Origin of the sequence: Tellurirhabdus rosea (genome assembly GCF_026278345.1) — a bacterium.
Lineage (GTDB): Bacteria > Bacteroidota > Bacteroidia > Cytophagales > Spirosomataceae > Tellurirhabdus > Tellurirhabdus rosea.
Genome location: NZ_CP111085.1, coordinates 3,362,520 through 3,386,317, shown reverse-complemented (window position 1 = coordinate 3,386,317; position 23,798 = coordinate 3,362,520). Strand labels below are relative to the sequence as shown.

At 56.9% G+C, this 23,798-nt stretch carries 20 protein-coding genes; 17 read left to right on the top strand and 3 right to left on the bottom strand.

Translation table 11 applies throughout. The annotated features are described in order from the left end of the window. Window positions 1–23: 23 nt before the first annotated feature. The 3 genes from ORG26_RS14370 (at window position 24) to ORG26_RS14360 (ending at window position 3,448) form a co-directional block, all read left to right on the top strand. Window positions 24–1,469 carry a DUF1501 domain-containing protein gene (locus tag ORG26_RS14370; protein WP_266362916.1) on the top strand — a complete coding sequence of 482 codons (1,446 nt, stop codon included), beginning with the start codon at window positions 24–26 and terminating at the stop codon, window positions 1,467–1,469. Window positions 1,470–1,639: 170 nt separating this feature from the next. Beyond that, window positions 1,640–2,176, top strand: coding sequence for a DoxX family membrane protein (locus tag ORG26_RS14365; protein WP_266362914.1), 537 nt, complete (start codon window positions 1,640–1,642; stop codon window positions 2,174–2,176). A gap of 189 nt (window positions 2,177–2,365) precedes the next feature. Beyond that, a complete protein-coding gene (locus ORG26_RS14360) occupies window positions 2,366–3,448 on the top strand; it encodes a mechanosensitive ion channel family protein (protein ID WP_266362912.1) in 1,083 nt (360 codons plus the stop codon). An 81-nt stretch (window positions 3,449–3,529) separates the two neighbouring features. Here ORG26_RS14360 and ORG26_RS14355 read toward each other — a convergent pair whose 3' ends face one another. Next, a complete protein-coding gene (locus ORG26_RS14355; protein ID WP_266362910.1) occupies window positions 3,530–4,855 on the bottom strand; it encodes a Gfo/Idh/MocA family oxidoreductase in 1,326 nt (441 codons plus the stop codon). 62 nt (window positions 4,856–4,917) lie between these two features. Beyond that, window positions 4,918–5,904: a formylglycine-generating enzyme family protein gene (locus ORG26_RS14350; protein WP_266362908.1), complete on the bottom strand. Its 987-nt coding sequence runs from the start codon at window positions 5,902–5,904 to the stop codon at window positions 4,918–4,920. Between the two features lie 233 nt (window positions 5,905–6,137). Here ORG26_RS14350 and ORG26_RS14345 point away from each other — a divergent pair, with 233 nt between their 5' ends. Then, window positions 6,138–8,021, top strand: a complete 1,884-nt coding sequence (locus tag ORG26_RS14345; protein WP_266362906.1) for an ABC-F family ATP-binding cassette domain-containing protein — start codon at window positions 6,138–6,140, stop codon at window positions 8,019–8,021. A 91-nt stretch (window positions 8,022–8,112) separates the two neighbouring features. Beyond that, window positions 8,113–8,763, top strand: coding sequence for a DedA family protein (locus ORG26_RS14340; protein WP_266362904.1), 651 nt, complete (start codon window positions 8,113–8,115; stop codon window positions 8,761–8,763). A gap of 75 nt (window positions 8,764–8,838) precedes the next feature. On the opposite strand, the gene ORG26_RS14335 is transcribed toward ORG26_RS14340, so the two are convergent. Continuing rightward, window positions 8,839–9,354 (bottom strand): gamma carbonic anhydrase family protein, encoded by a 516-nt coding sequence (locus ORG26_RS14335; protein ID WP_266362902.1) that lies wholly within the window; start codon window positions 9,352–9,354, stop codon window positions 8,839–8,841. A 208-nt stretch (window positions 9,355–9,562) separates the two neighbouring features. Here ORG26_RS14335 and ORG26_RS14330 point away from each other — a divergent pair, with 208 nt between their 5' ends. The 12 genes from ORG26_RS14330 (at window position 9,563) to ORG26_RS14275 (ending at window position 23,761) form a co-directional block, all read left to right on the top strand. Beyond that, window positions 9,563–11,944 (top strand): SLBB domain-containing protein, encoded by a 2,382-nt coding sequence (locus tag ORG26_RS14330; protein ID WP_266362901.1) that lies wholly within the window; start codon window positions 9,563–9,565, stop codon window positions 11,942–11,944. A gap of 177 nt (window positions 11,945–12,121) precedes the next feature. Beyond that, a complete protein-coding gene (locus ORG26_RS14325) occupies window positions 12,122–13,483 on the top strand; it encodes an MATE family efflux transporter (protein ID WP_266362899.1) in 1,362 nt (453 codons plus the stop codon). Window positions 13,484–13,507: 24 nt separating this feature from the next. After that, complete coding sequence (locus tag ORG26_RS14320) at window positions 13,508–14,608, top strand: DegT/DnrJ/EryC1/StrS family aminotransferase (protein WP_266362897.1); 1,101 nt, start codon at window positions 13,508–13,510, stop codon at window positions 14,606–14,608. Further along, window positions 14,605–15,021: a GNAT family N-acetyltransferase gene (locus ORG26_RS14315; RefSeq protein WP_266362895.1), complete on the top strand. Its 417-nt coding sequence runs from the start codon at window positions 14,605–14,607 to the stop codon at window positions 15,019–15,021. Before ORG26_RS14320 ends, ORG26_RS14315 begins: the two co-directional genes overlap by 4 nt. After that, the gene (locus ORG26_RS14310; protein WP_266362893.1) at window positions 15,022–16,233 is read left to right on the top strand and encodes a glycosyltransferase family 4 protein; all 1,212 of its coding nucleotides are present in this window, start codon (window positions 15,022–15,024) and stop codon (window positions 16,231–16,233) included. Window positions 16,234–16,360: 127 nt separating this feature from the next. Further along, window positions 16,361–17,443 carry a Wzz/FepE/Etk N-terminal domain-containing protein gene (locus tag ORG26_RS14305; RefSeq protein WP_266362891.1) on the top strand — a complete coding sequence of 361 codons (1,083 nt, stop codon included), beginning with the start codon at window positions 16,361–16,363 and terminating at the stop codon, window positions 17,441–17,443. A 179-nt stretch (window positions 17,444–17,622) separates the two neighbouring features. Continuing rightward, the gene (locus tag ORG26_RS14300; protein WP_266362889.1) at window positions 17,623–18,420 is read left to right on the top strand and encodes a hypothetical protein; all 798 of its coding nucleotides are present in this window, start codon (window positions 17,623–17,625) and stop codon (window positions 18,418–18,420) included. A gap of 12 nt (window positions 18,421–18,432) precedes the next feature. After that, the gene (locus ORG26_RS14295; protein WP_266362887.1) at window positions 18,433–19,155 is read left to right on the top strand and encodes a hypothetical protein; all 723 of its coding nucleotides are present in this window, start codon (window positions 18,433–18,435) and stop codon (window positions 19,153–19,155) included. Window positions 19,156–19,160: 5 nt separating this feature from the next. Then, window positions 19,161–19,979 carry a glycosyltransferase family 2 protein gene (locus tag ORG26_RS14290; RefSeq protein WP_266362886.1) on the top strand — a complete coding sequence of 273 codons (819 nt, stop codon included), beginning with the start codon at window positions 19,161–19,163 and terminating at the stop codon, window positions 19,977–19,979. Window positions 19,980–19,981: 2 nt separating this feature from the next. Next, complete coding sequence (locus ORG26_RS14285) at window positions 19,982–21,397, top strand: hypothetical protein (RefSeq protein WP_266362884.1); 1,416 nt, start codon at window positions 19,982–19,984, stop codon at window positions 21,395–21,397. Next, window positions 21,390–22,559 carry a glycosyltransferase gene (locus ORG26_RS14280; protein WP_266362882.1) on the top strand — a complete coding sequence of 390 codons (1,170 nt, stop codon included), beginning with the start codon at window positions 21,390–21,392 and terminating at the stop codon, window positions 22,557–22,559. The genes ORG26_RS14285 and ORG26_RS14280 overlap by 8 nt, the downstream gene beginning before the upstream one ends. Beyond that, complete coding sequence (locus ORG26_RS14275; RefSeq protein ID WP_266362880.1) at window positions 22,487–23,761, top strand: WcaI family glycosyltransferase; 1,275 nt, start codon at window positions 22,487–22,489, stop codon at window positions 23,759–23,761. Before ORG26_RS14280 ends, ORG26_RS14275 begins: the two co-directional genes overlap by 73 nt. The last annotated feature ends 37 nt before the right edge of the window (window positions 23,762–23,798 follow it).

Genomic DNA, 23,798 nt, shown 5'->3' with positions numbered 1-23,798 from the left:
GGGGCACCGCTCCGTGCCACAAGATGGACCTCGAAGACGAAATCCACGATATCCAGAGCCGCCGCACCTTCCTCGGTCGCACGAGCGCGGGCATCGGCACCCTGGCGCTGGCGTCCCTGCTGAACCCTGGCAAGCTGTTCGCTTCGGGCAGCGAGACCGGGGCGCTGGGCAAACCCCATTTTCCGCCGAAAGTCAAACGGGTGATCTATCTGTTCCAGAGCGGCGCGCCTTCGCAGCTCGACCTGTTCGACTACAAGCCCCGACTGGAGACCATGTGGGGGCAGGACCTGCCTGAATCCGTCCGGAAAGGGCAGCGCCTAACGGGCATGACGGCCGGACAAAGCCGTTTCCCGCTGGCCGCTTCCCGGTTTTCGTTCAAACAGTACGGGCAAAGCCGGATGTGGATGTCGGAACTGCTGCCGCACACGTCCCGGATCGTGGACGACCTGAGCTTCATCCGCACCATGCACACCGAGGCTATCAATCACGACCCTGCCGTGACGTTTTTTCAGACGGGTTCGCAGCAGGGCGGGCGGCCGAGTTTCGGGTCGTGGGTGAGCTACGGGCTGGGGTCCGACAACCAGAATCTGCCCGCTTTTGTGGTGCTGCTGTCGAAGGGCCGCAACGGCGACCAGCCGCTGTACGCCAAGCTGTGGAGCAACGGCTTTCTGCCGAGCGTGCACCAGGGCGTGGTGTTCCGGTCGGGGCCGGATCCGGTATTTTACCTCAACAACCCGCCGGGCATCGACAAAACGAGCCGTCGCCGCATGCTCGACTACCTCGGCAAGCTGCATCAGGAGCAGTACAAACAGGTGCTGGACCCGGAGATCAACCACCGGATGGCGCAGTACGAAATGGCCTACCGGATGCAAACCTCCGTGCCCGAAACGCTCGATATTGCCAAAGAACCCGCTTACATTTTCGACCTCTACGGCCCCGACAGCCGCAAGCCCGGTACGTTTGCCGCCAACTGCCTGCTGGCCCGGAAGCTCATTGAGAAAGATGTAAAGTTTGTCCAGCTCTACCACCAGGGCTGGGACCAGCACGGCAATCTGCCCAACGACATCAAAATCCAGACGAAAAGTGTAGACCAGGCATCGGCGGCGCTCGTTATGGATCTGAAGCAGCGCGGTCTGCTCGACGAAACGCTCGTCATCTGGGGCGGCGAATTTGGCCGGACGAATTATTCGCAGGGCAAACTGACGAGGGATAATTACGGCCGTGACCACCACCCGCGCTGTTTCACGGTCTGGATGGCCGGGGCGGGCATCAAAAAGAGCATGGTTTACGGCGAAACGGACGAGTTCGGCTACAACATCGCCCGCGACCCCGTGCACGTGCACGATTTTCAGGCCACCATCATGCACCTGATGGGGGTCGACCACGAAAAACTGACCTTCAAGCACCAGGGGCGGCGCTACCGGCTGACGGACGTGCACGGGAAGGTGGTGAAACCGCTGCTGGCATAATCCTCACTTTTATCAACAACCGGTTCGGGTTGACGGTTGTGGGTTGGATAGCTTAGAAAAGTTTCTCGCCGATAATCGCTGATTTCAAGGCGCACATTAGTACAGATTTTTTGCGAAAATCTGCGCTGAAAATCTGCGATCATCTGCGAGAACTACTAACACTCAACCTTATGGAAACAAGTGAAGCCCCGAAGCCCGTCCGGCGGCTGGATGCCCGAATCGTGGACTGGATGGCCCAGAACGGCCTGACGGTGCTGCGCGTGGCCCTCGGTATTGTCTTTTTCTGGTTTGGTATCCTGAAGTTCTTTCCAAGCACGAGCGTCGCCGAAACGCTGGCCACCCGGACGATCTCGGTGCTTTCGCTCGGTTATGTCAAGCCTGAGATTTCGCGTCCCCTGCTGGCGGCCTGGGAAACGGCCATCGGGCTGGGCCTGCTGACGGGCGTCTGGATGCGCGTCACCCTCGGTCTGCTGTTTCTGCAAATGATCGGCACATTTCTCCCTCTGGTCTTTTTTCCGAAAGAAAGCTGGACCATTCCGCTGCTGGTTCCGACGCTCGAAGGGCAGTACATTATCAAAAACCTCGTGCTGGTGGCGGCGGGCCTGGTGCTGGGTGCCACGGTGCGCGGCGGCAAGCTCATTGCCGACCCCAAAGCCGCCCGAACGGCCGAGCGCCTTCAGGAGCGCAACGACTCCGTCAGGGGTTAAAATTGCGCGGGTTACGCAAGCCCGGACAGCCGCCGCACAACGTCCTCTGCGTGAAAGCATTCAAAGCTCCGTACAGCAACGTTTTGGCAGAAAGCCTTAACAAAATCACGCAGAATTGTAGTTTTACCGGAAACATCTCTTCCCACTACCCGGCTTTTCGCCCGTGCGAAGTCCCGGCGGTACGGTATTATGGAACCCATCATTGACTATTGGAACAACATCGACTGGGAGCTGACCTGGCGGACGCTTACCCGCAACGGCTGGGTGATGCTGGTATCCGCGTCTGTAGCGGGCCTGCTCGTCTGCTTCATTGTCACCCAGATTGCGAGTTTTATTCAGCGGCGGCGGCCCAGCGGTCTTCTTGAACTCCTGCGGCTCAATGCCAAACAGGCTTTCTACCTGTTTGTCCCGTCGCTTTTTTTCCTGATTGCCACCAACTTACAGTCCCGGACTTTTCTACGACGCCATCCGAACGTGGACCGGCTCTCCGAAATCCTGTTTCTAATTGCTGCCACCTGGCTCATTCTGAGGCTACTGCGCGTCGGCGAACTGTACATTATCCGCAAATACGACACCACGCTGGACGCCAATCTGTCCCAGCGCAAGTTCGTTACGCAGTTGCACTTTATCCGGCGGGTCGTGTCGCTGGGGGTGATTGTCATCAGCGTATCGCTGCTGCTGATTTCGTTTCAGGGAAGCCGGAAACTGGGCCTGAGCGTCCTGACCTCGGCCGGTATTGTGTCCGTCCTGGTGGGTTTTGCGGCGCAGAAAACGCTGGCAAACCTGCTGGCAGGCATTCAGATTGCCCTGACCCAGCAGATTCGGCTGGACGATGCGGTGGTGGTGGAAAACGAATGGGGCCGGATCGAAGAAATTAACCTGACGAACGTGGTGGTGCGGGTCTGGGACCGGCGACGGCTGATTCTGCCGATTACGTATTTTGTCGAGACGCCGTTTCAGAACTGGACCCGCAACGAATCGACCATCATCGGGGCCGTCATGCTGCACCTGGACTATACCGTGCCGGTGGACCAACTGCGCCAGAAAGCGCGGGAGATTGTCGAGCAGGAGCCGCTTTGGGACAAGCAGTCCTTCGCCGTACAGGTGACCGAAACCCTGCCGACCTGCGTGCAGGTCCGTGTCCTCGTCTCCTCCTTCGACGCCCCCTCCGCCTTCGACCTGCGCTGCATCGTCCGCGAAAAACTGCTGGCCTACGTGCAGGAAGCGTTTCCGGGCAGCCTGCCGAAGATGAGAATTGAAATGACTGAATGATTGAATGACCGAATGACTGATTAGCTCCGCAAATCTTAGCATTGCGAAGCTAATCAGTCATTCGGTCATTCAGTCATTCATCTACACCGTCACGGTTTTCCCCGGCACGGCCACGGGGTAGAAGCCGTCGGCGTTGGGAAGAACTTTCGGCATGGCGTCCCAGGCGAGTTTAGCCGGGAAGAGGTCAATGTTTGAATTGAGGGCTTCGTCCCATTTAACCACTTTGCCGGAATACGTCGCCATACGGCCCATGATCGCGGTCATGGTACTTTTGGCGCCGTTTTCGGCATCCCAGAACTTGTATTCGTTCTTGGCAATGGCCGCAAACAGTTCGTCGTGCTCGATCTGGTACGGATCGCCGTCGCCTTTGCCGTTGTGGGTGTAAATCGAACCGCCTTTGTGGTCTTTCAGGATGCTTTGTCGCCCGAAGGAATCGACCCGGCCTTTCGTACCGACGAACTGCTCGTCCACTTTGCTGAAAGTCCCTTCGTAGTGGCGGCACTGGCTATTGATCAGCGTTCCATCTTCGTAGACGTAATCCACAATGTGGTGGTCAAAAATTTCGCCGTATTCCTTGCCGGTGCGGACCTGACGACCGCCGGTGCCCTGTGCCGACACCGGATAGCCCCGCTTCACCCAGTTAGCAACGTCAATGTTGTGAATGTGCTGTTCGTTGATGTGATCACCACAGAGCCAGTTGAAATAATACCAGTTCCGCATCTGGTGTTCCATTTCGGTCTGGTTAGCCTGACGCGGTTTCACCCAGACGCCCCCGCTGACCCAGTAAACCGAGCCTCCGATGATGTCGCCCAAAGCACCGTCGTGAATCCGTTTGATCATCTCGCGGTAGTTGGGCTGGTAATGACGCTGCAGGCCAACGACTACGTTCAGCTTTTTCTTCTTGGCTTCTTCCGCAGCCGCCAGCACCCGACGAACACCCGGCGCATCGGTCGCTACCGGTTTTTCCATGAAGACGTGTTTGTTTTGTTTCACGGCTTCTTCAAACATCATCGGCCGGAAACCCGGAGGAGTTGCCAGAATCACAACATCCGCCAAAGGAATGGCTTTTTGATACGCATCGAAACCGACAAACTTACGTTCTTCCGGCACATCGACCCGCTTAGCCAGCTCCGGATTTTGATTTAAGGTTTTATACGCGTCGTCCAACCGATCACGGAAGGCATCGGCAATCGCCACAATTTTAACATTTTGCCTGCTCTTCAAGGCCTGAAGAGCGGCCCCTTTTCCACGGCCACCGCAGCCAATGAGCGCCACTTTGATGGTATCATCGGCCGAGCTATGGAACCCATACGAAGAGGCAAAAGAAGGCAGGGTCGTCAACAGGGCTCCCCCCGTGAGCAAGCCGGATTGTTTCAGAAAATCCCGACGGTTTGATTCGTTAGACATAAAGAACAAGGTTTAGAAATACCATCAATAGCGTCTAGTTAAGAACAATAAGCAACCGGTCATCAATACTCCTCGATCAAAGGCGGGTTATAATACGCCTTGATTTCTTCTTCCGACGGCTTTTTGGCGGGTCGTACCACCCGAAAACCGACAAACGACGCACTGGTCAGCCACCACTCGCTTTTAGGAGCCTGGGGATCGAGCATCTTCCAGGCCGGAGCGGAGGGCGTCCGGGCGGCGGAGCGCAGAACTGCCGGATCATCATCCCACGAGCCGCCGCGAACGGCATTCGGGTACAATTGCGTCACTTTCGCGTACGGCTCTTTTACCTCGCCTTTCGCTTTTTTGGCGTAATAATCCGGGTAATACTGGTCGAGGGTCCATTCCATCACGTTGCCGTGCATGTCGTGGAGGCCCCAGGGGTTTGGTTTTTTCAGCCCTACTTTCTTGTACGCCCCGCCGCTGTTGCCGTTGAACCAGGCGTACTGGTCGAGCAGTTTCGGATCGTTGCCGAACGAATACGCCGTCTGTGTACCCGCCCGGCAGGCGTATTCCCATTCCGCTTCGGTGGGCAGGCGGTAGAAAATGCCCGTTTTGGCGTACATCCAGGCGCAGAACTTGATGGCCGCGTACTGCGTCATGTTGATCGCCGGGTGCCCTTCGCGGCCCATGCCGAACGACATGTCCACGTACGGCGGGCTGGGACGGGTCACGGCATTCATTTTGGTCATGTCGAATCCCGGATTGCGCGCCGCCATCTCCTTTTCCATGTTCTCAAACGCAAACAGGTCGTACAGGTCCCAGGTCACTTCGAGCTTTCCCATCCAGAACGGTTCCATTTGCATCGCGTGCTGCGGCCCTTCGTCGGGCTTGCGGCCCTTCTCGGCCGCCGGGCTGCCCATCGTAAATTTGCCGCCGGGAAGGGCGACCATTTCGTACTTTAAAGCACTTCCGGGTATATCCTGCGTATAACTTTTCAACGTTCCCTGCGCCAGTCCGGTGAAGGAACAGGCAAGGCTTAGCAATCCAACAAGTACAGTACTGCGCATAATTCAGGTTTCCAATAGCCAGGCTATCTGTCAAAAGCAGAAAGGTGACGGGATTTCATTGTATTTTTGTGAAAAATTATTCTAACCTGCCGAAGGTTAACCCATTTTGTTCTTCTACAGACCCATACACTGGCCGTCGATTGACGCTGCTCACCGTTGACGAACGTTTCATCAGCGACAATCGGCGTCACCAAATCGGCGGACATCTGCGAGAAAAAGCTTTTACCACATTCATGAATATTTTATCAGCCGAAAATATCGCCAAGTCGTACGGCGACAAATACCTGTTCCAGAACCTGACCTTCGGCCTCAGCCGGGGCGATAAAGTAGCCATTGTCGGCGCCAACGGAACGGGCAAATCCACCCTGCTTTCCATTTTGGCCGGTCTGCAGCCGCCCGACGAAGGCATCGTCAGCATCCGGAAAGACGTGTCGGTGGGCGTGCTGGAACAGCAGCCGCATCTGGACGACGCCCTCACCGTTCTCGAAACTGTCCTCTCGGGGGAGAATTCGGCCCTGCTCGCCATCCGGGAGTACGAACTGGCGCTGGAATCAGGCAACCACGACCGCCTGGACCGCGCCATGCAGCAGATGGACACGCTGCAGGCCTGGGATTTCGAGACGCAGATGAAGCAGGTGCTGGGCGTGCTGGGCATCCACGACGTGACGCAGCGGGTCGGGTCGCTCTCGGGCGGGCAGCGCAAACGGGTGGCCCTGGCGCGGGTCATTATTGAAAACCCAGAACTGATTATCCTCGACGAACCGACCAACCACCTCGATCTGGAAACCATCGAGTGGCTCGAAAACTACCTGACGACCCAGAACCAGACGCTGCTGATGGTGTCCCACGACCGGTATTTTCTGGATAAGGTCTGCAACCAGATCGTCGAACTCGACCGGCAGACGCTGTTCAGCTACAAAGGCAATTACGCCTACTATCTGGAGAAAAAAGAAGAACGCGAAGCCATTGCCGCCGCCGAAATCGACAAGGCCAAAAACCTCTACCGCCGCGAACTCGACTGGATGCGCCGCCAGCCGAAAGCCCGGGGCACCAAGGCGCAGTACCGCATCGACGCCTTCGAAGACGTGAAGGACAAGGCCCACCAGAAGCTTGGCAAGAGCGAACTGGAACTGAACATCCGGACCCAGCGGCTCGGCAGCAAAATCATCGAACTCGAAAACGTCAGCAAGCGCTACGGCGAGAAGGTGCTGCTCGACCATTTCACCTACACCTTCCGCAAGGCCGACCGCATCGGCATCATCGGCAAGAACGGCATGGGCAAAACGACCCTGCTGAACATGATCAACAACGAAGTCCGGCCGGACTCGGGCAAAATCATCACGGGCGGGACCGTCAAGATCGGGTACTACACCCAGTCGGACCTCGACATTCCGGAAAACATGCGGGTGATCGACGTGGTGCAGGAGGTGGCCGAGGTCATGAAGCTCGGAACGGGCGAAACCGTCACGGCCTCGCAGTTTTTGCAGCACTTTCTCTTTGATCGAAAAAAGCAATATGATTTTGTTCATAAGCTTTCCGGTGGGGAGAAACGGCGCCTCCAACTGCTTTTGGTGCTGGTACAGAATCCTAACTTCCTGATTCTTGACGAGCCGACCAACGACCTCGACATCACGACGCTCAACGTGCTGGAGGAGTTTTTGCTCTCGTTTCCGGGCTGCATCCTGCTCGTGTCGCACGACCGGTATTTCATGGACCGGCTGGTGGAGCACACGTTCGTCTTTGAAGGTGAAGGCAAAATCCGGGATTATCCGGGCAACTACACCGACTACCGGGAATGGAAGGCCGAACAGCCCAAAGTCAGCGAAGCCGCCGACCGGAAGCCGGAAACTAAAGCCCCCGCGACCGAAACGGCCGGAGCCGCTTCCACACCGCCACCGGCTAAGAAAAAGCTCTCGTTTAAAGAGCAAAAGGAATATGAATTGTTAGAAAAGGAAATCGAGGAACTCGAACAACGCAAAAGCGGGTTACTACAGCAACTGAACAGCGGCAGCAGCAACCACGAACAGCTTACCGCCTGGGCGCGGGAAATCGAAGAGGTTGACGCCCAGTTATCCCAAAAATCCGACCGCTGGCTGGAGCTGGCGGAGTTTATATAAATTTTGAATGTTGAATGATTGAATGATTGAATGGCTCCGCCAATTCCAGTCCTGCGGAGTCATTCAATCATTCAACATTCAATCATTAGCCATGCAGCAACTGATTGACTTTTTCCAATACCTGCTCAATTCGGAAGAAATCATCCGGACCGGCGGACTCGTGCTCATCACGCTGATCATCTACGTGGAGAACGGCCTGTTTTTCGGCTTTTTTCTGCCGGGTGATTACCTGCTTTTCCTGACGGGTGTTTTCGCCGGGACCAAGGTACTGCCGGTGGCGCTTCCGCTGTTGCTGCTGTGCATTTTCGGCGCGGCCGTGCTGGGCTCACTGACGGGCTACGGCTTCGGCTATTTTTTTGGGGAAAAGCTGCAAAACCGCCCGGATTCGCTCTTTTTCAAGAAACAATATATCGAAACGACCCGGGAATATTTTGCCAAATACGGCAGCCGGACGCTGGTCATTGCCCGTTTCCTGCCCGTCGTGCGGACGTTTGCGCCCATTCTTTCGGGCCTGATTCACATGGATTTCCGCTACTTCATGCTGTACAACATCATCGGCGGGGCCATCTGGGTTGGGTCGCTGGTGGGCGGCGGCTTTTATTTCGGCGAAAAATATCCCTGGATCGTCAACTACGTCCATTACATCATTATTTTCTTCCTCGCCATCACGACGTTTACGGTCATTCGCGGCTACCTCAGCGCCCGGAAAGAGATGGGGCAGGAAAAGGAAGTGGTCAAATAAAAAAGCCCGGAGGCGGCGCGAAAAGCCGGATGCCGGGTTCCGACCGGGCTTTTCGGACCTGCCGCTCCCGGCCCGTCAGCTTTCGCGGAACCACTCTGCGTACATCACGTAATTATTCGCCGTCCGCATAAATACTTCGCCCAATTCCGGCGTCACATTTTTCAGGAACTTCGCGGGGTTGCCGGCGTAAATCGTGCCGGGCGGAACCTGGGTATTCTGCGTCACGATGGCCCCGGCGGCGATGATGCTGCCGGTTCCGACCACGGCTCCGTCCATCACAATGGCGCCCATGCCGATCAGCACTTTGTCTTCGATGGTACAGCCGTGGACGATGGCGTTATGGGCGATGGAGACGTAATTTCCAATCGTCGTTTTGAATTTCTGGTAGGTACAGTGAATAACGGCGCCGTCCTGTACGTTACAATAGTTCCCCATCGTAATTGAATTGACATCACCGCGAACGACGGCGTTGAACCAGACGGTGCAGTGATCGCCCATGATCACCTCGCCGACGACGGTTGCGTTATCAGCCAGCCAGCAGTCGCGGCCAAGCTGCGGATGAATACCCCGAACGGGTTTTATTAAGGCCATAATCAAGTTGGAAGAATGCGGTGCAAACTAAGGAGGCCCGTTTCCAAACTCCAAATCCGGCCTTAAATAAACGGGTACCCACTCTCTTTTGGAATAAATACCTAATTGTAGTAGGCAATTTGTAACTTTGCCTGATCCTTTCCTCGATTGCATGCGTTTGATAAACTATACGGGCCAGCCGAGGTACCTCACCCGAATTGCACTGGTAATGTTTCGTGTGCTGGCCGCTTTTTTACTGATTCTGTGGATAGCGGCGCCTCCGGCCCTCGCTCAACAGCCGTCGCGCGGCTCCCGGGTCGATCAGTTAACCGACGAGCAGGTGCTGGAATTTTACCGGCGCGCCCAGTCCAGCGGCCTCAACGAAATGCAGATCGAACAGGCGGCCCTTTCGCAGGGATTTACGCTGTCCGACATTGCCAAGATGCGCCAGCGGATCGCCAAACTTCGGTTGCAGCAGAACAAATCGGGCGGCTCAGGGTCTACCGGCGGCAGCGGACAGGATTTCCTGGGTGCCGATTCCACCGGCGGACGATCGCAGCAGGGCCGCCTCTCCCAGCGGAATATGTATTCGGACAGCCTCGACCCTTTCCGCCGGGATTCGCTCAAAAAGCCCGTCGTGTTCGGCGCGTCGCTCTTCCGCAACGCCTCCCTCAGTTTCGAGCCGAATCTCCGGATTGCCACGCCCCGCAATTACCAGCTAGGTCCGGACGACGAACTGACGGTGGAGATTTACGGCAATTCCACGGACAATTACCGGCTGCGCGTCAGTCCGGAAGGCACCGTCCGGCTGCTCAATCTGGGTCCTATTTTCGTCAGCGGACTGACCATCGAGCAGGCCGAGCAGCGCATTGTAGGGCGGCTTCGGTCGGCCTATCAGGGCCTCAACCGGCCCGGCAGCGGCACCTACGCCACCGTCACGCTGGGCAACATCCGCAGCATCCGGGTCACGATCGTGGGCGAGGTCATGCGGCCGGGGACGTTCACCATTTCGTCGCTCGCAACGACCTTCAACGCGCTCTATCTGGCTGGCGGACCGAATCCGGAGACCGGCACCTTCCGCGACATCCGGGTGATGCGCAACAACCGGCTGATCAGAACTATTGATTTATACAACTTCCTGCTCCGCGCCGACCAGTCCGACAACATCCGGCTCCAGGACAACGACGTGATTCTCGTCGGCAACTACAACGCCCGGGTCGAGCTGGCGGGAGAAGTCAAACGTCCGGCCCTGTACGAAGTCAAGACCGGCGAAACGCTGAAGACCCTGCTGGCCTTTGCGGGCAACTTCACGGACAAGGCGTACACCGCCTCCATCACCCTGCGCCGCAACACGGCCCGCGAACTGCGGGTGGTCACGGTCGCGCCCGAGCAATTCGCCACCTTTGTGCCGCAGGCCGGGGACAAATACACCATTGGCGAGATTCTGGAACGGTACGAGAACCGCATTCAGATCACCGGGGCCGTCATGCGGCCGGGCGAATACGCACTAGGCGACGATCTGGCAACGGTGGGTTCGCTCATCCGCCGGGCGGAGGGGCTGCGCAAGGACGCTTTTCTGAACCGGGGTCATGTCTACCGCGAACGCGAAAACATGGACCTCGAAACCATCCCGTTCGATGTGGGCCGGCTGATGCGCAACGAAACGCCCGACATTCCGCTCCTGCGGCAGGACAGCATTCATATTTTCTCCCAGCGCGATTTGCGGGAAACGTATTACGTCCAGATTCAGGGAGCCGTCAACCAGCCCGACACCTTCCAGTTTGTCAACAACATGAGCGTGGCGGACCTGATCGCGCTGGCCGGGGGCTTCCAGGAAGGCGCAACGCCGACCCAGATCGAGGTGGCCCGCCGCATCCGGGAGGACTCCTTGACCAACGACCAGCGCGGCACCGTGAACATTTTCCGCTTTGCCATTGACCGCAACCTGCGTCTGTCGCCCGACCAGGCCGGATTCAGCCTCCAGCCGTTTGATATTGTGTACGTCCGGACCTCGCCCCAGTACGAGGAGCAGCAGAACGCCTACATCTACGGGGAAGTGATGCATCCGGGCAGTTACGCCATTCAGAGTAATCAGGAGCGGCTTTCGGACCTGATCAAGCGGTCGGGAGGATTGAAGCCCAACGCCTTTCTGAGCGGGGCGCGGCTCTACCGAAACGGCCAGTTGATCGCCACGGACATCATTGCGGTGATAAACAACCGGGATATTGCCGGGAACCTGCTGCTGCAGAACGGCGATTCGCTGCTCATTCCGGGGCGGCAGGACGTGGTCCGGATCGAGGGGGCGGTGCTCAACAACCCGTCCATCGTCAGTTTCCGGCCGGAGTTCAGGCTGAAAGACTACATTACGCAGGCAGGCGGCGTCACCGAAAATGCCCGTTTCCGCAAAGCCTACATCGTATACGCCAACGGGCTGAAGGACCTGTACCGGAAAAATCCGAAAATGCAGCCGGGCGCCACGATCGTGGTGCCGTACAAGCCGCTGGAAGAAAGCCGGTTAACGCCCACGGAGCGCCTCGGCATTTTTTCACTCATCGGAACGCTCATCGCCACCAGTGCGACGGTTCTGGTCAATCTGATAAACAGGCCCTGACCGGCAACAGCCGGGCAAAGCGACTGCCCGTCTGAAAGGCTGGTCGCACAAGGTTCGGCTTTCCCGGCAAAAGTTCGGTTTCCGATTTCGTTTTGCCTTAGGGGTGTTCTTTTCCGGTCGTTTTTCGGATACGTTGCGGGAACACCCATTTCAGCTTAGAAAGTAAATCCAGACTCAATGATTCAGCAACTTCTCAACGAAATACGGGTACGGAAGGACACAAAATCGCTGCTTGTTCTTAAAAACGTAGTGGCTTCTGTGGCTCTGAAAGGTATCTCAATCGTTTGTCAGTTTGTTGTGGTCAGAATTACGTTACAATACCTCAATGTGGCGGATTATGGGGTCTGGCTGACGCTCAGTTCCATTCTGACGTGGCTGACGCTGTTTGATTTTGGCTTTACCAACGGTTTGCGCAACAAGCTGACCCACTATTACGCGGACCGCAACTACGAATCGGCCCGCCAGTACATCAGCACGGCCTACGCCTTTCTGAGCGCCGTGACAACCGTTCTGCTGGCCGTTTTCCTTGCCGGCTACTCGGCGGTGAACTGGCAGACCGTTTTCAACGCCCCGGCGACTTCGTCCTCCACGCTGCCGTTGGTGGTTCTTTACACGTTTGTTTTCTTCTCCATCCGTCTGGTTCTGAATCTGGTTGCTGCGATTCTGCTGGCCGTTCACCAGGCGGCCTACGTCGAGTTTATCAACGCGCTGACGCAAGTGGTTCTGCTGGGGCTTTTGTACGTCCACACGCATTTCTACAAGCTGGACCTGCTGAGTGCGGCCCTGCTTTACAGCGTTGTGCCCGTCCTGCTTCTATTTATTTTTTCGATATTTGTCTTCAATTATACTTACGCGGAGTTAAAGCCCTCGGTTCATCTGGTCAAACGCTCCCTGCTGAAAGACCTGGGAACGGTTGGCGGCAAGTTCTTTGGCATGCAGCTGGTTGGTCTGGTGCTTTTCGCTTCCCAGAATTTTGTGATTGCCCATTTCTTTTCCCCGGACGATGTCACCCCGTTCAACCTGGCGTACCGTTATTTCAGTGTGGTGCCTATTGTCTTTAATCTGGTGATTGTCCCGCACTGGTCATTTATCGCGGAGGCTTATCACCGGCACGACGTGGCCAAGATCAGGCAGGTGGTCGGCCGACTGTTGACGATCTGGCTCCTTCTTTTTCTGGTTACGGTCGCCATGGTCGTTATTTCCGACTGGGTTTACGCGTTGTGGCTGGGCAAAAACGTGGTCACGATTTCCCTGATGATGACGCTTGTGCTGGGCCTGAGTACGGCCCTTACGACCTGGGGCGGCCTTTTTTCGCTGATTCTGAGCGCCCTCGGTAAAATTACCGTACCCCTGATTACGGCCGTCACGGTTATGTTTATCAGTATTCCGCTGGCTTTGTACCTGGCCGGTTTGTCAAGCCTGGGCGTGGCGGGGGTTCCTCTTGCCTTTACGCTCTGCCTGCTGCCCGGAGCCATTCTACAACCCTACCAGTGCTATTTACTACTTAACAGGAAGGCAAGAGGGCTTTGGGCTCAATGATTGCCTTTAATCGAGATCACTACCATGCAACACAGAGAAATTCCGGTTTATCAACCTACCCTGGCAGGAAATGAAAAGGCTTATGTAATGGAATGCCTGGAGTCCACCTGGATTTCCTCAAAAGGTCCGTTCCTCCACAAATTCGAGCAGCAGTTTGCGCAGTACATAGGAGGCACCTACGCGCTGGGCGTCTGCAACGGCACGGTCGCTTTGCATCTGGCGATGGTGGCGCTGGGCATCGGACCGGGCGACGAGGTGATCGTGCCGACCCTCACCTACATCGCCTCCGCCAACGCGGTGGTGTACAATGGAGCGACGCCCGTGTTTGTCGATTCCGAGCCGCAGAGCTGGCAGATGAGCCCGGAAGATGTGGTCCGGAAGATAACGCCGAAGACCAAAGCCATTCTCTGCGTACACCTGTACGGCCATCCCTGCGACATGGACCGGCTGGTGGCCATCGCCCGGGAACATGATCTCCTGCTGATCGAAGACTGCGCCGAAGCCATCGGCACGCGGTACCGGGGCCGACACGTCGGGACATTCGGCGACATTGCGACCTTCAGTTTCTACGGCAACAAAACGATTACGACAGGCGAAGGCGGCATGATCGTCACCAACGGCGAAACGCTGTACGACCGCTGCCTGCATTTCCGCGGACAGGGGCTGGCTAAATACCGGCAGTACTGGCACGACGTCGTCGGCTACAACTACCGGATGACCAACATCTGCGCCGCCATCGGGCTGGCCCAGATGGAGCAGCTGGACGAGTTTCTGGCCAAAAAGCAGCAGGTGGCCGCCTGGTACGCCGACGGGCTGGCGGGCACGGACTACGAACTACACCGGCCAATCGGCGATGTGCTTCACTCCTACTGGATGTGTTCGCTGCTGGTGCGCCGGTCCGAAAACCGCGACCCGCTTCGCGAACATCTCCAGCGGCACGGAATCGAGACACGTCCGCTGTTCTACCCGGTCCACACCATGCCCATGTACGCCCAGCGCTACGCCCGGCATCAGGTGGCCGAAGACCTTGGCTGGCGGGGCATGAACCTGCCGAGCTATCCCGGACTGAGTCAGGAAGACGTGCAGTACATCTGTGAGGCCATCAAGTCCTTCATCCCGTCATGAAATTCGTGCGCATCGAGGCGGGCAACCTGCACCTGATCCGCCGTTTTCTGGAGCGGCTCGGCCGAGGAGAGCAAACGTTTCGCTATTTTCAGAAACGCCCGGTCGAGACGGTCCTGCACCATACCTATTGCGCGGTGCTGATGGACGGTGCGGAACCCGCCGCCTACGGGCATCTGGACCCGGAGGCGGATACGTTGTGGCTTGGCCTTGCCGTGGCCGAGGCGTGTCAGGGCCGGGGCCTCGGACGGCAGATGCTGGCTCATTTACTGCAAACCGCCGCCGACCGGAAGGAGAAACAGATTACCTTGAGCGTGGATAAGCAGAATCAGCCTGCCATCGCGTTGTACGAGAGCGCCGGTTTCCGGCCCGTCAGGTTTAACGAGTCAACCATCACCTACACTTTAAACTTGTAGATGAATATCCTTTATTACATTCCTGAATTATCCCAGGCCGGAGGCGGTGCCCGTCAATACTCCTGCGCACTTCTGCGCATTCTGGCGCAGGATAAGGAAAATAAGTATTTCATCCTGCACAACGACAAGGACCCGTTGATTCATGATATCCTGAACGAGAACCCGCATCTTACGCTCATTCCGCGGCAGTTCGGCAGGGAGCGGTCCTACGAAAGGCTCATCACCAACCTGATCAAAGGCATCAACCTTCTGCTGAAAGTGTACGGCCAAAAACGCCGTTTGTTCGTCTGGGGCTTTGAAGAACGGTTACGCAAACGCTACCAGCTGGACATCATCCACTGCCCTTACCAGCACGCCGCCCATACAAAAGCGCAGGTCATTGCCACCCTCCACGACGTTCAGGAATTACATTTTCCGGAGTTTTTTACCCCCGAGGAACGCCTTGAGCGGGCAAAGCATTATCTGGGCGTTACGGAGCGGGCCAACGTCATTGTCGTTAGCTACCAGCACGTCAAGGAGGATTTGATTCGCTTTTTCCGCCGGACCAGCCAGAACGTCTATGTTTGTCTGCTGGATATGCAGCAGTTGTGGTTCGAGCAGTTTATCAACAAACCGGACCTGGAAGCCCCGCCCGCCTACGCCCAGGGCGAATATATTCTGTATCCCGCCGCCACCTGGCCTCACAAGAATCACCTCAGCCTGCTGGCCGCCCTCGCCCACCTGCGCGACCACTACCAGGTGCAGATCAAGCTCATTGCGACCGGCCACCAAACGCCCCATTTCGAGAAAGTGAAGCAGCGTCTGGATGAACTTCAGTTGCACAATCAGGTTATTTTTACGGGAATTGTCCCCGACGTTACGTTGTATAACCTGTACCAGCGCGCGCGGGCCGTTGTGGTGCCGACCCGGTACGAAGCCGGCAGTTTTCCGCTGATGGAAAGCCTTCTGATGGGAATACCCGTTATTTGCTCAAACGTTACCTCCCTGCCGGAAACGATTGGGGACCCGCAATTCGTTTTTGATCCGGACGATGTCCCCGACATGGCGGACAAAATTTTACGGATCATGCAGGACGGACATTTCCGCCAGCAAAGTCTCGAAAATGCCCGGAAACAGGGAGGCCGCCTGAAGAATACGGATGCCCTCTGGCGGCTTCAGCAACTTTACCAAACATTATCCAGCAAAGCCGTTACCAATTCGGAACTGGTTTGACAATCGATATGGACAAGTACTGCATACTTACCGGACAGACCCGGCCATTCGGCCCGCCGGATACGCTCCCCGCAGTTGCGGCAGCGGTTCCCACGAATGTATTTAACAGAAACTAACGCTGGCAGGAATGAGGGGAACAGAAACTATTCAGGATTTGCAAAGCGATGACCGGGAGGAAGGAATTGACATTCGCCTGACCGACATTTTCCGGTTTCTGCGTCGGAACCGGCTGCGGATGCTGATTGCCGGCGCCGTGGGGGCGGTCATTGCCGCCGTGTACGCCTATACACTCCCGAATCAGTACACTTCGCAGGTGACCGTCATGCCGGAATTGCAGAACCGGGCCCCGGGCGGCAATCTGGGCGGCCTGAGCTCTCTGGCGGGTCTGGCGGGCGTTGAACTGGGCAGCCTCTCGGGCGGCATCGAAGCCATCCGCCCGGACCTGTATCCGAACGTCCTGCAAAGCATTCCCTTTGGGCTCCACCTGATTCAACAGCCCGTCTATTCGTCCAACGCCCGGAAAACGCTGCCGCTGGCCGATTTTCTGAAGGAAGAGGCCCGCAACGCGTCGCTGATCAGCCGCATGATGGCGAACGACGAGGCGGCGGAAGCGCCGGTTCCGCTCGATCCCAAAAATACGAGCCGGGCCATCGTTGTCACGCCAGATCAGGAAGGTCTCATTTCCGTACTGAACAAGCAGGTGGGCGCGACCTACGATAAAAAAACGGGTATGCTCAGCATTCAGGCGACGTTATCCGACCCAGTGGTGGCCGCTACCGTGGCCCGGCTTTCGCTCGAATACCTGACCAATTATGTGACCAGCTACCGCACCGGCAAATCCCGCTTACAGGCGGACTTTCTTTCCCAGCGGGTTTCGGAGGCCCGGCAGCGGTACCAGTCGGCCGAGTACGCGCTGGAAAGCTGGCGCGACCGCAACCGGAGCCTGTTTACCAACGTCGCGAAGCTGGAAGAGCAGCGCCTTCAGGCCGATTTCCTGCTTACCCAGAGCGTGTACAATGACCTGTCAAAGCAGTTGGAACAGGCCAAGATCAAAGTACAGGAAGAGGCCCCCGTTTTCAAGACCCTGGAGCCACCCCGCGTTCCGCTGCATAAGAGCGGGCCAAAACGAATGGTCATGGTGGTGATCGGTGCCGTGCTGGGGGGAATCATCGGGCTGGCGCTCTCGCTCGGCTCTGTTTTCAGACAATAACGCGGCGGAATTGCCGGGCAGTCGGTCTGGCTCACGGCAGAACTTTCTGCATACAGACGATCAGCCTGACCGGAAAGGTAAGTTCGTCGCCAAACAGCCATTTTCCGGCAAAACCAAACGGCCTGAACCCGTTTTTCTTATTTCTTTTGACGGCAGAAAACCCGTTTGATTTTCCTTATATGGAATCCGCAAGCAGTAAATATTCTTTTCGACTGTTCATTATCACCCACCGGGCGATTGTAAAGGAATATTACAACGAGGAGATACTTCCTTTCATCACGTTTGTCAATGTCAATCCGGAACTTGACTTTCCGGCCGAAAAAGAATACGCGGTTATGAACCTCTGGGAACTGCCCGTTTTTGTTCCGATCGGCAAATTCTATACCGAGTCGGAGGTGATTTACAACGTTTATAAAAACAAACAGCTCTATGCGGGACTGGACGCGGTTGGCTTTGCTCACTACGACATGGATTTGAGTACGTTAACCGCCGAAAGCTTTCAGAATTACCTGAAAACGAACGATGTGCTGTACTTTCAACCTTACTCGTTCCGGGAAGATTATGATCAGAAAATCCTGATGGACCCCGCCAGGCCGGACACGCTACGCGGCAAAGGCCGGAACTGTTACGAAACCATTCTGGCTGATTACAACGGCTCTTACGGCACGTCATTCCGCCCGAAAGAATTAGCCGGTAAAACGATTGGTTTATGCAGCTGTTTTATGGCAAAAGTCGATTTGTTTTCTTCCCTGATGACGGATTTTATTGCGCCCGTTATTGAAAGCAAAAAGCTTGATTCCTACGACAGCCAGCGCATTCACCGCATTCAGGGCGGGCTTATGGAACGGTATATTGGTGTTTGGTTTATGCTCCAAACGGCAAACGCGGCTCCGGTTAAGGTGCCTCATTTTTTTGAGCAGACAAGACATAATCGCCGACTTATCAACCGTATAAAAAATTACTTTTTGAAAAGCTAGAAGGCTAATTTCATGACCATCCGTAATCCAGGAATTCTGCTTACCGGAACCATTAATCCCGGGTCTGCCATTAATCTTAAACGAACAAAGGCCGAGGACCGCGAGCACGATTATAGAATCGCCATCGAGCAGTGGCTGAAGCTGGGTTACCGGGTGGTGTTTGTGGAAAACAGCGGGTATGAATCAAAACAGATAGCGGCCTTAACGGAGAGCCACGAGCTTGAGTTTTTGCAGTTCCAAACCCAGAAAAGCCACCTGGGCAAAGGCGCGGGCGAGGCCGAAATTCTGGAATACGCCTTTGCCCGGTCGGCCGTGCTCCGGGAAAGCGAAACGGTGCTGAAAGTGACAGGGCGCTATTTTGTCGGCAATGCCCGGTCGATCGTGGAAGCGGCCCCGGTCGGCGACAGCATCTGGGTGTCTGCCATTCTGAAGCAATACTTAACCTTCGCCGATTCGCGTTTCTTTATCTTTAGGAACGAATTTTATTCCCATTACCTGAAAGCAGCGCTGGCGCAGGTGGACGAAACGGCCGGAATCTATTTTGAACATGGGCTGGCCCGGGCCATTCACGCCTGTCTGGCCGACGGGCACTCGTGGCGGCCGCTGCCGGAATATCCGGTTTTTGAGGGCTATTACGGCACCGAAAATACCCGGATCAAGAACGACCTGCTCAGGCGGTGGAAACGGAAGCTGGTGCTGAGCGCCGCTAATTTTTTAACCAGAATCGACTACTGAACCGTATGGATGGGCTTACCTCGACTGTTTCCCGGCGTTCGCTGCCCCCGCCCGCTTCGCCGCTGATTTCGGTGATTACGGCGGTCTACAACGCCCGCCCGACGCTTGAAGCCACGCTCCGGAGCGTGGGGCAGCAGTCGTATCCCCAGGTTGAACACATCATCATCGACGGCGGCTCGACGGACGGCACCGTCGAGCTTATCCGGCAATACGCCGATCAGGTAGTGTACTGGGTCAGCGAACCGGACGGCGGTATCTACGACGCCTGGAACAAGGGCATCCGGGCGAGCCGGGGCGAATGGATCTGCTTTCTGGGTGCCGACGATACCCTGGAACCGGACGCGCTCGCCACGTATGCCCGCTACCTCCAGCATGAGGCCCCCGCGGGCTGCGAGTTTGTGTCGTCGCGGCTGGTGATGGTCAACGAGGCGGGGCAGACCCTCGAAACGCTCGGACAGGCCTGGCACTGGCCGACCTTCCAGCGGTACATGAACGTCACGCACGTGGGCGCCCTCCACGCTCGTTCCCTGTTTGAGCGGGGCGGCCTGTACGACACGTCTTACCGCGTCATCGGCGATTACGAACTGCTGCACCGGGCGGGCGATTCGCTCAGGGCCGGGTTTGTTCCGGCCGTCACGGTGCGGATGCGGCAGGGCGGCATTAGCGACGGAACGCCCGCCCTGCGGGAAGCCCGTCGGCTAAAGGTCGAACAGCGCCGCTGGCATCCGGCCCGCGCCTGGGCCGATTACGGGTTTGCTACCTTCAAACTCCGCGTCCGTCAGTGGCTGAACCGGCGCGGCATTTACGCCCGCATTCGTCAGTAAGTATGCTCACCGGACCTTCTGCTCTGCTGGCAACGCTGGCCGTCTCCCTCATCACCGTCGGTATCGCCGCCTGGCTGCTGCTGGGCTATTACCGCAAAAAACTGACGATTGTCGAGGTGCTGCTCTACGGGCTGGCAACGCAGGGGTACCATCTGGCGCTTATCGGCCCGACCATCAACGCCTTTTTTCTGGTTTCCACCCTTTTTCTGGTGCATGAGGTCTGGCTTTTTTCCCAAAAGACCATCCGGATTCACCGCCGTTACCTGCTGCTGCTGGGGTTGCCGCTGATTTCGAGCCTGATCGGGGTGGCGGTGTACACCTACGACTTCCATTCGTTTTACCACAATCCGGTTTCGGACCTGTATTTCTACACAAAACCGATTTATTTCTACGCGAAAAACTACCTGCCGCTGTTTGCCATCGGGTACAAACTCTACCGCCACCGTTCCGACCTGACGCTGCCGCACTTTTTTGCCACCGTCGAGCGCATTGTCCGGTACTCCTGTTATCTGGCGCTTGCCCAGCTGGGCCTTACGCTGGTGACGGGCAGTGGCCTGCTGGCCGAACTGCTCGGCGACAAGGCCCGGTACATGCTGACGCTGCCCAACGGCCTGACGTTTATCCGGGTGTCGGCGGCGTTCAACGAACCCAAAAATCTGGCGGCTTTTCTGGGGCTGGCCCTTCCGTGGCTGGTTTTGGAGCGAAAAATCCGCCTGGCCTGGCTGGCGGGTCTGGTCGGCCTGCTGACCATGTCGCAGACCTTTACCCTGGAATGCCTGATGGCGGTGTTTCTGTTCGTTCTGCTGCGGCCCCTGCGGCAGGTCCGGCCGCTCATTGTGGGCACGATGGTGCTGGTTGTCGCCTTTTTCCTGACCCTTTCGACCGCCCGCGACGCCCTGATGAACTCGGCGGCGGCCAACCGGGATGCGGTGCTGTTTGCCCTGGTGGCCGAACGGGCCATTCAGCGCTTCGAGGAGGGCGGCGACGATGAGCAGGCCGAGATTCTGGGCATTCCGTTTCAGAAGGATCTGGAGTGGCCCGTGGTCAAGTTTCTGTTCGACCGCCCCGACGTTCTGCTGACCGGCTACGGACCGGGTAACAGTAACTTCATCCCGCCGTCTTATTTTTTGAGTATCTTCGAATACAAATACGAAGAGCAGCTCACCGGGCGGCAGGCAAACCACATGAACATGCGGTGGTTATTCTACAGCGTGGAGTTTGGTCTGCCGGTTTTTCTGGTCTTCTGGTGGGTGCTCACGTCGGTCCGGTCCGGATTACCGGTTTTTGCACGGCGCTATTTTGCTTTTCTGTGGGTATGCCTCTTTTTCAACGAGGTGGAGATTGTGCTGATTGTTTTTTACATGCTGTTGCAATATGGACCCGTTGTCCGACCCAAAGCAGTTGATTCGTATGCGTAAACCACTTTTGGTCCTTTCAGGAATTAATCTTACCGATACGGGCAAGCTGTCCATTCTGACGGACTGCCTCGATTATGCCGATACGCACCTGAGCCAGGAGTTCGACGTGCTGGCGCTCGTACCGGGCAATCATTCGTTTCTGCACCGGAACATCCGCTTCCGGACGTTTCCGCTTTCCAAGAAAAGCTGGTGGTTCCGGCTGTATTACGAGTACATTTTCTTTTACTTTTTGTCGCGGAAGCTAAAGCCGTACCTCTGGCTTTCGCTGCACGACATGACGCCCAATGTACAGGCGAACGTCCGGGCGGTGTACTGCCACAATGCGGCGCCGTTTTATAAGATTCCCTCCAAATACCTCTTCCACGACCGGACGTTTACGATGTTCAACTGGTTTTACGACTACCTCTACGGGCTGAACATCCGCAAAAACCAGTACGTAGTCGTACAGCAGCACTGGCTGGCGGACGTGTTCCGGAAGCGGTACCGCATCGATACCCTGCTGGTGGCCCGCCCGGCTTCCGAAGCGTCGGTGACCTTTCCGCCGCTCGCGCTGCGTCCGGCCAGCGGCGAACCCACGCGGTTCTTCTATCCTTCCTACCCGCGTTTTCACAAAAATGCCGAGCTGGCCTGCGAAGCCGGTCGCCTGCTGCGGCAGAAAGGCATCACCGGCTTCGAGATTGCCTTTACCTTCGACGGAAGCGAAAACCGCTACGCCCGCGAAATGGTGGAGCAGTATGGCCACGACCCGGGCGTTCAGTTTCTGGGCCTGCTGCCGCGCGAAGAGGTTTTTGCCCGCTATGCCTCCTGCGATTACCTCCTGTTTCCGTCGCAGCTGGAAAGCTGGGGCCTGCCCCTGTCGGAAGTACAGCCCTTCGGCAAACCCGTGCTGGCCGCCGACCTGCCCTACGCCTACGAAACCATCGGCACCTATCCGTACGCTGCTTTTTTCAACCCTGATTCGGTGGAAGAACTGGCAAACCTCATGGAAGCGGCCATCCACCGGACCCTTTCGCTGGCCCCGTCGCCTTCCGAAAAAATCCCTTCCGGGCGGGCCGCCGCGGGCTGGCGCGGATTATTTGACCAACTTCTATGCGAATCCTCTTCTACAGCATCAGCTACTCCCCCGAGAACGCCGGTTCCGGACGCTACAATGGCGAACTAACCGAGTGGCTGGCCGCCCGGGGGCATCAGGTGGACGTGATTACGGCGCATCCGTATTACCCGGAATGGCGGGTACACGAGTCCTACCGCGGAAAAGGCTGGTGCACCGAACGCCGCGGCAACCTGACCGTTTACCGCTCGCCGCTTTACGTGCCCCGGGAGGTGACCGGCCGGTCCCGCATTCTGCACGAACTGTCGTTTGCTGCCACTTCTCTCGTACACGGAGTCCGCTGTCTGTTCCGGAAGTACGATGTGGTCATTGGCATGTGCCCGCCGCTGCTGGCCGGGGCGTTTCCCTATCTTTTTGGCCGTTTCAGAGGCGTTCCGTTTCTGTTTCACGTACAGGACCTACAGGTCGACGCCGCCCGGCAGCTCGGCATGATCCGTAACCAGCGCCTGCTGAACGCCCTCGATGGCGTGGAAAAGTTTCTGCTGCAAAAGGCCGACGCTGTTTCCAGCATCAGCGAAGGCATGAAACGCAACATTCTGGCGAAAGGCGTACGGCCGGAGCGCTACTTCATGCTGCCCAACTGGGCCGACACCGATTTCATCAGGCCCCTGCCCCCGGATGAATCGCTGCGGACGGAACTGGGCATTGCGCCCCATGAAAAAGTTGTGCTGTATTCGGGCAATATGGGGGAAAAACAGGGGCTGGAAGTGATTCTGGACGCCGCGGCGCTGCTAACCGATGTTCCGAACCTCCGGATTCTCCTTTGTGGCGAAGGAGCCGCGCGGCGGCGTCTGGTAGCCGATGCCCAGAGCCGGGGACTGCATAACGTGCTTTTCTCGCCCATCCGGCCTTATGAGCAGTTGCCAAAGGTGCTGGCTACGGGCGATGTGCACCTGGTTATCCTCAAAAAATCAACTTCCGACCTGGTGATGCCTTCCAAGCTTGTCAGCACGCTGGCGGCGGGAGGCGCGGCGATTGTTTCGGCCGAGCCGGGGACGACCCTGCGCGAAGTGGTCGAAAATAATGATTTCGGCTGGGCCATCGAACCGGAAAGCCCGGCGGCGCTGGCCGAAGCGATCCGGGAGGCCGTTTTGTCGGAGCGTCTGCCCACCCTGCGAAAGAATGCCCGCCTCTATGCCGAAAATTGCCTAAGCAGAACGGCCATTCTGTCCAAAGCAGAGGTCTTTCTGCACCAATTGGCCAGAAAAGAGCCCCTGGTTCAGAACAATTCTGAAAAGGTTACCATATCTTAATAATCATTAACTATAACCGTCCCACTCAGTAAATTAG